Below are 7,415 nucleotides of genomic sequence, written 5' to 3'. Positions count from 1 at the left end.
CTCCAATACAAATGCACAAACAAAATAAACTTAAAAGAAAACAATACAAATCAAAAAAGCTGAACAATCATAGGATTGTTCAGCTTTAAATAATAAATTTAATCCTTTATTAATCTGTATCGATTATTTAGGACTAGACATTTTTTTTATTCTTTAGCAGCCTCTTCTACCTCAGGTTTTTCTGGCTGTTTAAACAAATCTAAATAGGCTTCAGATATACCACCGACAATATGGCTTGCTATTAAACTCTGGTAACCATAATCTTCAATTAATAAATCGGCAGATTTACCATGCAAATAGACTCCAAAAATAGTAGCTTCTAAAGGGTTATAGCCTTGAGATAATAAACCCGTAATCATTCCTGTTAAAACATCTCCTGTACCTGCTGTAGCTAGACCAGGATTTCCAGTTGCATTTACATATAACTTATTATGGAAAACAGTAATAGTATTTGCACCTTTAATAACAACAATAACATCATGCTTTTTAGAAAATGCTTTTGTTTTTTTCAATTTATCAAAATCATCCTTCCATGTTCCAACTAAACGCTCTAACTCCTTAGGGTGCGGCGTTAAAATAGTTTGCTTTGGTAATAATTTAAGCAATGCTTTCTTTTTAGATAAAATATTTAAACCATCTGCATCAATAACTAAAGGCGTTTTATTCTCTTTTAAAAAAGCTTCAAAAGCTGTTATTGTTTTAGCATCTGTTCCCACACCTACACCAAAGGCAATTACTGTGGGTTCTATATCAAAATCTATACTAGTAATTTTAGCTTCATCTGCATCTGTAATTACCATAGCTTCAGGAAAAGCGGCTTGTAATGCTGTATAACCACATTTTGGTATATAAGCAGTAACTAACCCAGCACCAACAGCTAAAGTAGCACGACTAGCTAATGTTACTGCACCTATTTTACCATAACTACCTCCTATTATAAGACTATGTCCATAAGTACCTTTATTAGAAAACTTTTGTCTAGGTTTATATATAGGTAACACTTCATGCTTTCCTATTAAATCGGCTTCAGTTTCTGCTTTATATAAAAATTCTTGATCTATACCTATGTCTATAACTTCCCATTGTACAGTATATTTTGCCGTTTCTGGCAAAAAGAAAACTAACTTAGGGGTTTGAAAACTTAATGTATACCCAGCTGTAACTACTGCTTCTGGGTCGCTTGGTAATTTATCTGTATATAATCCAGACGGAATATCTATAGCCAAAGTATAAGCCCTAGAAGCTCTAAAATGATTAAATAACCCTTTAACCCAATCGTCTACTGGGCGATTTATACCAATACCAAAAACAGCATCTACAATAATGTCGTTAGCATCTATTGGAGAAAAATCTTCTGCACAACTTAAAAGAGTAGGCCAATCTTTAGTAACATTTTTTATACGATCGTAATTAATTAAAAAATCTTTAGAACGCTTATCGCTACAATTTACAATATACGTTTTAACATTATAACCATGTGTAACCAAATGTCTAGCAACAACTAAACCATTACCTCCATTGTTACCAATACCACAAAATACATGAATAGGGACTTGTGCACCTTGCATACGCATGTGTAACCAATTAAAAATCTGCATTCCTGCACGTTCCATTAAATCGGTAGAGGAAATTTTTTGTTTTTCTGCAGTGAGTTTATCTCCTGCATATACTTGTTCTTTAGATAAAATCTTCATATGTATTACCTCCTAAATGAGATTAATTTAAATTATACTTTAAATATATTAGGTTCATTATATTATATCTAATGTTAAAGCTATTTTGTTTCAAATAATTAAGTAAAATGCTTTAATTTTTAGAATAGCATAAAAATTTAGTTTTTATTTTGTTATTCGGGTAAAAGTAATACTTTTACTATGTATTACACATATAAAATGTATAGCAAAACCAAAATAGTAACTATTAACTTAACTTCTACTACAGAAGTAACCACTGCTGCAATTACATTTTCTACTATTACTACTACCCTTTTGGGTTGTTTATAATATATATTCCCCCAGGCATTTTGTAGTTATTATATAGTAAATAACTACTCCATTTAATCGAAGTTTACACAACAACATTACATACAATACACATGCAAGTATTAAAATTTGGAGGAACTTCTGTAGGTTCTTCAAAAAACATAAATAAAGTTATCTCTATTTTAGAGCAATATGCAACTAAAGGCAAAGTAATTTGCGTCGTTTCTGCCGTTGGTGGCATTACAGATAGAATACTTAATGCAGGACATTTAGCAAAAGCTAATGATAATAACTACAAAAAGGAATTTAAAGCTATAAAAACAACGCATTTAAATATTCTATTAAAACTTATTCAAAATGCAGATTCTGAAATAATTACAGCTTTAAAAGAAAAACTTAAACAATTAAAAAGTTTACTCGATGGCATCTATTTAGTAAATGAATTATCGCCACAAACATCGGACAGATTAGCTAGTTTTGGAGAATTATTATCGTCTTTTATTATTTCGGAAACCTTAAAATCTAGAAACTTTAATACAGCCTACAAAAACACTCAAGATTTAATTATTACAAACTCTAATTTCACTAAAGCAGAAGTAATATTCGATGTTACTAATAGTAATATAAACACTTATTTTAAAGACGCAAAACAAGATATTACTATACTTCCTGGGTTTATATCTAAATCTATTAATAGCAAAATCACAACTTTAGGTCGTGGTGGGTCTGACTATACAGCAGCCATAGTTGCAGCTGCTTTAAAAGTGGAACGCTTAGAAATCTGGACAGATGTTAGCGGTATGTTTACTACAAACCCAAAATTAGTAAAACAAGCATTCCCTATTGCAGAAATCTCGTACCAAGAGGCTATGGAATTATCGCATTTTGGAGCTAAAGTACTATACCCTCCAACAATACAACCAGTTTTAAATTTGCAAATTCCTATTCATATAAAAAACACTCTAGAGCCTGAGGCGGCTGGTACTATTATTAGTAGCAATCCAGATAAAAAAATAGCAACAGCAACAGGAATTACTAATATTAACAATATCTCTTTACTAACCTTACAAGGCAATGGCATGGTAGGCGTTCCTGGGTTTTCTAAGCGTTTGTTTGAAACATTAGCGCAAAAAGAGATTAATATTATTTTAATAACACAAGCTTCCTCCGAACATTCTATATGCTTTGGTATAGACGATAAAGATGCAAAGGTTGCAGAAATTGCAATTAACAATGTTTTTGAATACGAAATAACGACGCATAAAATAAAGCCAATAGAAGTAGAAAGTAACCTTTCTATTATTGCACTTGTTGGAGATAAAATGAAAAGTCACCAAGGTATTAGTGGCAAAATGTTTAGTACATTAGGTAGAAATAATATTAATATAAGAGCTATAGCCCAAGGCGCATCTGAACGTAACATATCTGCAGTAATAGCAGAAAAGGATGTAAAAAAAGCATTAAATACGTTGCATGAACGCTTTTTTGAAGGCAATATAAAACACCTTAATTTATTTATTATTGGTGTTGGTAATGTAGGTGAAAAACTAATAGACCAAATAGAACAGCAAAATGAGTACTTAAATAAAACACATAAAATAAATTTAAAAATTGTAGGGATTTCAAACTCTAGGCGCATGGCATTTAACGAAAATGGCATAGCGCTTAACGAATGGCCTTTTAGATTACAACAAGGCACACAAGCCAATTTACAAGGTTTTTTAGACAAAGCTATAGCCTTAAATTTACGTAATAGTATTTTTATTGATATTACTGCAAGCGAAGCCGTATCAAATTTATATGCTGAGTATTTAAAAAATAGTATTGCGGTAGTAGCTTGTAATAAAATAGCATGCTCTAGCGATTTCGAAAACTATAGCAATCTAAAACACTTATCTGTAAAATACAATGCGCCATTTTTATTCGAAACTAATGTGGGTGCAGGCTTACCAGTAATAAATACACTAAACAATATGGTAGCCTCCGGAGATAAAGTAACCTCTATACAAGCCGTATTATCGGGGAGTTTAAACTTTATTTTTAATAATTATACAGATAAACGCAACTTCCACGACATTGTAAAACAAGCACAGTTTGAAGGCTACACAGAGCCAGACCCAAGAATAGATTTAAGCGGTATAGATGTGGTTAGAAAAATTTTAATTCTAGCACGAGAAAATGGAACTAATATAAATGTAGAAGACATTACTAACGAGTCCTTTTTAACTGAAAAAAACTTAAAAAGTAATACTGTAGACGATTTCTACGGTTCTCTCATTGAAGACGAAGCGCATTTTAAAACCTTATATGCTGAAGCTAAAGCTAAAAACTGTCAATTAAAATACGTTGCCGAATTTAATAACGGAAAAGCAAAAGTAGGCTTGAAACACATTCCTGAAGGCCACCCGTTTTATAATTTAAAAGGGAAAGATAATATTGTAATGTTTTATACAGAACGCTATCCAGAACAACCTATGATTATAAAAGGCGCAGGAGCCGGTGCAGATGTTACAGCTTCTGGCCTATTTGCAGATATTATACGTATTGGGAATAACTAATTAGGAATTAGGAATTAGGAAAACTATAAAATAGATTATCATTACAAAGATGTAGGACGTGCAATCTGTTAAATGATTAACGATTGAAGAACAACGAATAACGATTTTTGAATTACTTACTCTTACAAAGTTCAAGTTTTAATATTGTCATTCCTATACAGACAAGAATACACTTAAGGTAATAAAGTATGATATCAAATACATTGTAAATTGATACACTAGCGTTAGTTCGAGTGAAATTCTTTTTTCAAGAATTTTGTATCGAGAACCATTAAAACAATAATTAAGAGATTCCCGTCTTTACGGGAATTAAAAAAGATTACCGCTTTCGCGGCAAATAAATATGAAAGAAATAAAAATATTTTCACCAGCAACAGTAGCAAATGTGTCCTGTGGTTTTGATGTGTTAGGTTTTTGTCTAGATACCATTGGCGATGAAATGGTTGTTCGTAAAACCGAAACCAAAGGTATTACTATAACAAAAATTGAAGGCTACAATTTACCATACGAAACAGAACAAAATGTAGCAGGAGTTTCTGCATTGGCATTAATAGAACATGCTAAACCCAATTGTGGCTTTGAAATAGAAATCTATAAAAATATAAAACCAGGAAGTGGTGTTGGTAGTAGCTCGGCAAGTGCAGCAGGAAGCGTATATGCTATAAACGAACTATTAGGAAAACCATACAATACTACAGAGTTAACCTATTTTGCTATGAAAGGGGAAGCTTTAGCCAGTGGTAGCGAACATGCCGATAATATTGCTCCTGCCCTATTTGGAGGTTTCACTTTAGTAAAATCATGCGAGCCCTTAAAAGTATTACAACTTCCTACACCTAAAGCATTATATGCTACTATAATACATCCAGAGATTGAAATAAAAACCGCAGAAGCTAGAGCCATACTACCAAAAAACGTTCCATTAAAAAGTGCTATTACACAATGGGCAAACGTAGGAAGTTTAGTGCATGCTATGCATACTAACGATTATACGCTGTTAAGCCAATCGTTAAACGATGGCATTATAGAACCCTACAGACAACAATTAATTCCACATTACAATACCATAAAAACCGAAAGCATAAAAGCAGGAGCCTTAGGCTGTGGTATTTCGGGTTCTGGCCCTTCAATTTTTACATTAAGTAAAGGTGAAACCAATGCAAAACAAGTTGCAGAAGCCATGCGTAATGTATATTCCAAAACCGATATAAATTTCAATATTTATGTTTCTAAAATAAATACAGAAGGCATAAAAGCACTAAATACTAACCACTGAATACTGAATATGAATTATTACTCTTTAAATAAAAAAGCACCAAACGCATCGTTTAAAGATGCTGTAATAAAAGGGCTAGCACCAGATAAAGGTTTGTACTTCCCAGAAACAATAACACCATTACCACAATCGTTTTTCGAAACTATAGACAACTTATCGTATACAGAAATAGCTTATGAAGCTATTAAACAATTCGTCTCTCCAGAGATTCCAGAAACCGTTTTAAAGACCATTATAGATGAAACCTTGTCCTTTGATTTTCCTGTAGTAAAACTTAATAATGCAATTTCTACATTAGAGCTATTTCATGGTCCAACTATGGCGTTTAAAGATGTAGGCGCACGTTTTATGGCGCGCTGTTTAGGCTATTTTAATAAAGAAAACACAAACGAAGTTACCGTTTTAGTCGCTACTTCTGGAGATACAGGTGGTGCTGTAGCCAATGGTTTTTTAGGCGTAAAAGGCGTTAACGTGGTTATTTTATACCCAAGCGGAAAAGTAAGCGATATACAAGAAAAACAACTCACTACATTAGGGCAAAACATAACCGCTTTAGAAGTAAATGGCACATTCGATGATTGCCAAGCCATGGTAAAACGTGCTTTTTTAGATGATACAATAACCTCGCAAATGCAATTAACATCTGCAAACTCTATAAATGTAGCACGATGGTTACCACAACTATTCTACTTTATGTTTGCTTACAAACAATTGCATAATACCCACAAAAACATTGTGTTTTCTGTACCTAGTGGTAATTTTGGTAATGTTTGCGCTGGTATGATGGCACAGCAATTAGGCTTACCAATACAGCATTTTATAGCCTCAAACAATGCAAATAATGTGGTAACAAACTATTTAAAAACCAAAGAATACACACCAAAACCCTCTGTACAAACCATAAGTAATGCTATGGATGTTGGAGACCCAAGTAATTTTATACGCATACAAGAAATTTATAACAACAATTTTAAGGTCTTACAAAGTAACTTATCCTCTTATAGTTTTACAGACGAAGACACTAAAGTAGCCTTAAAAGAAATCTATGACTTATATAATTATGTAGCAGACCCGCATGGAGCTGTGGGTTACTTAGGCTGCAAAGCATATTTAAAAAATAATCCCAATGCACATTGTGTATTTTTAGAAACAGCACACCCTACTAAGTTTTTAGATATTGTGGAAGCCACAATTAACAAAAAGCAAGACCTACCAGCACAAATACAGGCTGTAATACATAAAACAAAAGTGGCCACAAGCATAAGCAATTATAAGGATTTAAAAACGTTTTTATTAAGCTAAAAGAATTACTGTTTTAACATTTAAAAAGTGTTTTTTAGATACAAACCCGATAATTATTGGGTTTGTATCTAAAAATCTAATTCCTTAGTCTTATACATAAGTACAAATTGAAAGTTTATATTCTAGCATAAAAAAGGTATTTAATATCTGTAACCAATCATAAAATTTAGCATCAACCCTAACTTGTTTTAGGTTCTAACCTAGACGCATTTATGTTTTTAAGTGTTATGTTAAAACAAGTTCAGCTTCGCGTTATAAATAGTATTATAACACGAAAAGGATAGTCGGTAAATAATA

Annotated in this window: 4 protein-coding genes; 3 read left to right on the top strand and 1 reads right to left on the bottom strand. The window is 32.3% G+C overall.

Translation table 11 applies throughout. The features are described 5' to 3' along the window. Nucleotides 1-146 precede the first annotated feature (146 nt). On the bottom strand, nucleotides 147-1,694 hold the full coding sequence (locus ACVC08_RS05455; protein ID WP_452601303.1) for an NAD(P)H-hydrate dehydratase: 1,548 nt from the start codon (nucleotides 1,692-1,694) through the stop codon (nucleotides 147-149). A 401-nt stretch (nucleotides 1,695-2,095) separates the two neighbouring features. On the opposite strand from ACVC08_RS05455, the gene thrA reads away from it, so the two are divergent. The 3 genes from thrA to thrC all read left to right on the top strand — a co-directional run bounded on the left by thrA (nucleotide 2,096) and on the right by thrC (nucleotide 7,118). Further along, nucleotides 2,096-4,540, top strand: coding sequence for a bifunctional aspartate kinase/homoserine dehydrogenase I (gene thrA, locus ACVC08_RS05450; RefSeq protein ID WP_452601302.1), 2,445 nt, complete (start codon nucleotides 2,096-2,098; stop codon nucleotides 4,538-4,540). A gap of 343 nt (nucleotides 4,541-4,883) precedes the next feature. Beyond that, entirely contained in the window at nucleotides 4,884-5,816 is a 933-nt protein-coding gene (locus ACVC08_RS05445; RefSeq protein WP_452601301.1) for a homoserine kinase, read from the top strand. A 9-nt stretch (nucleotides 5,817-5,825) separates the two neighbouring features. Next, nucleotides 5,826-7,118: a threonine synthase gene (gene thrC / locus ACVC08_RS05440; protein WP_452601300.1), complete on the top strand. Its 1,293-nt coding sequence runs from the start codon at nucleotides 5,826-5,828 to the stop codon at nucleotides 7,116-7,118. Nucleotides 7,119-7,415: the final 297 nt, after the last annotated feature.

It is taken from the genome of Pontimicrobium sp. MEBiC06410, from assembly GCF_053601615.1.
This window is presented reverse-complemented; position numbering and strand designations above follow the sequence as displayed.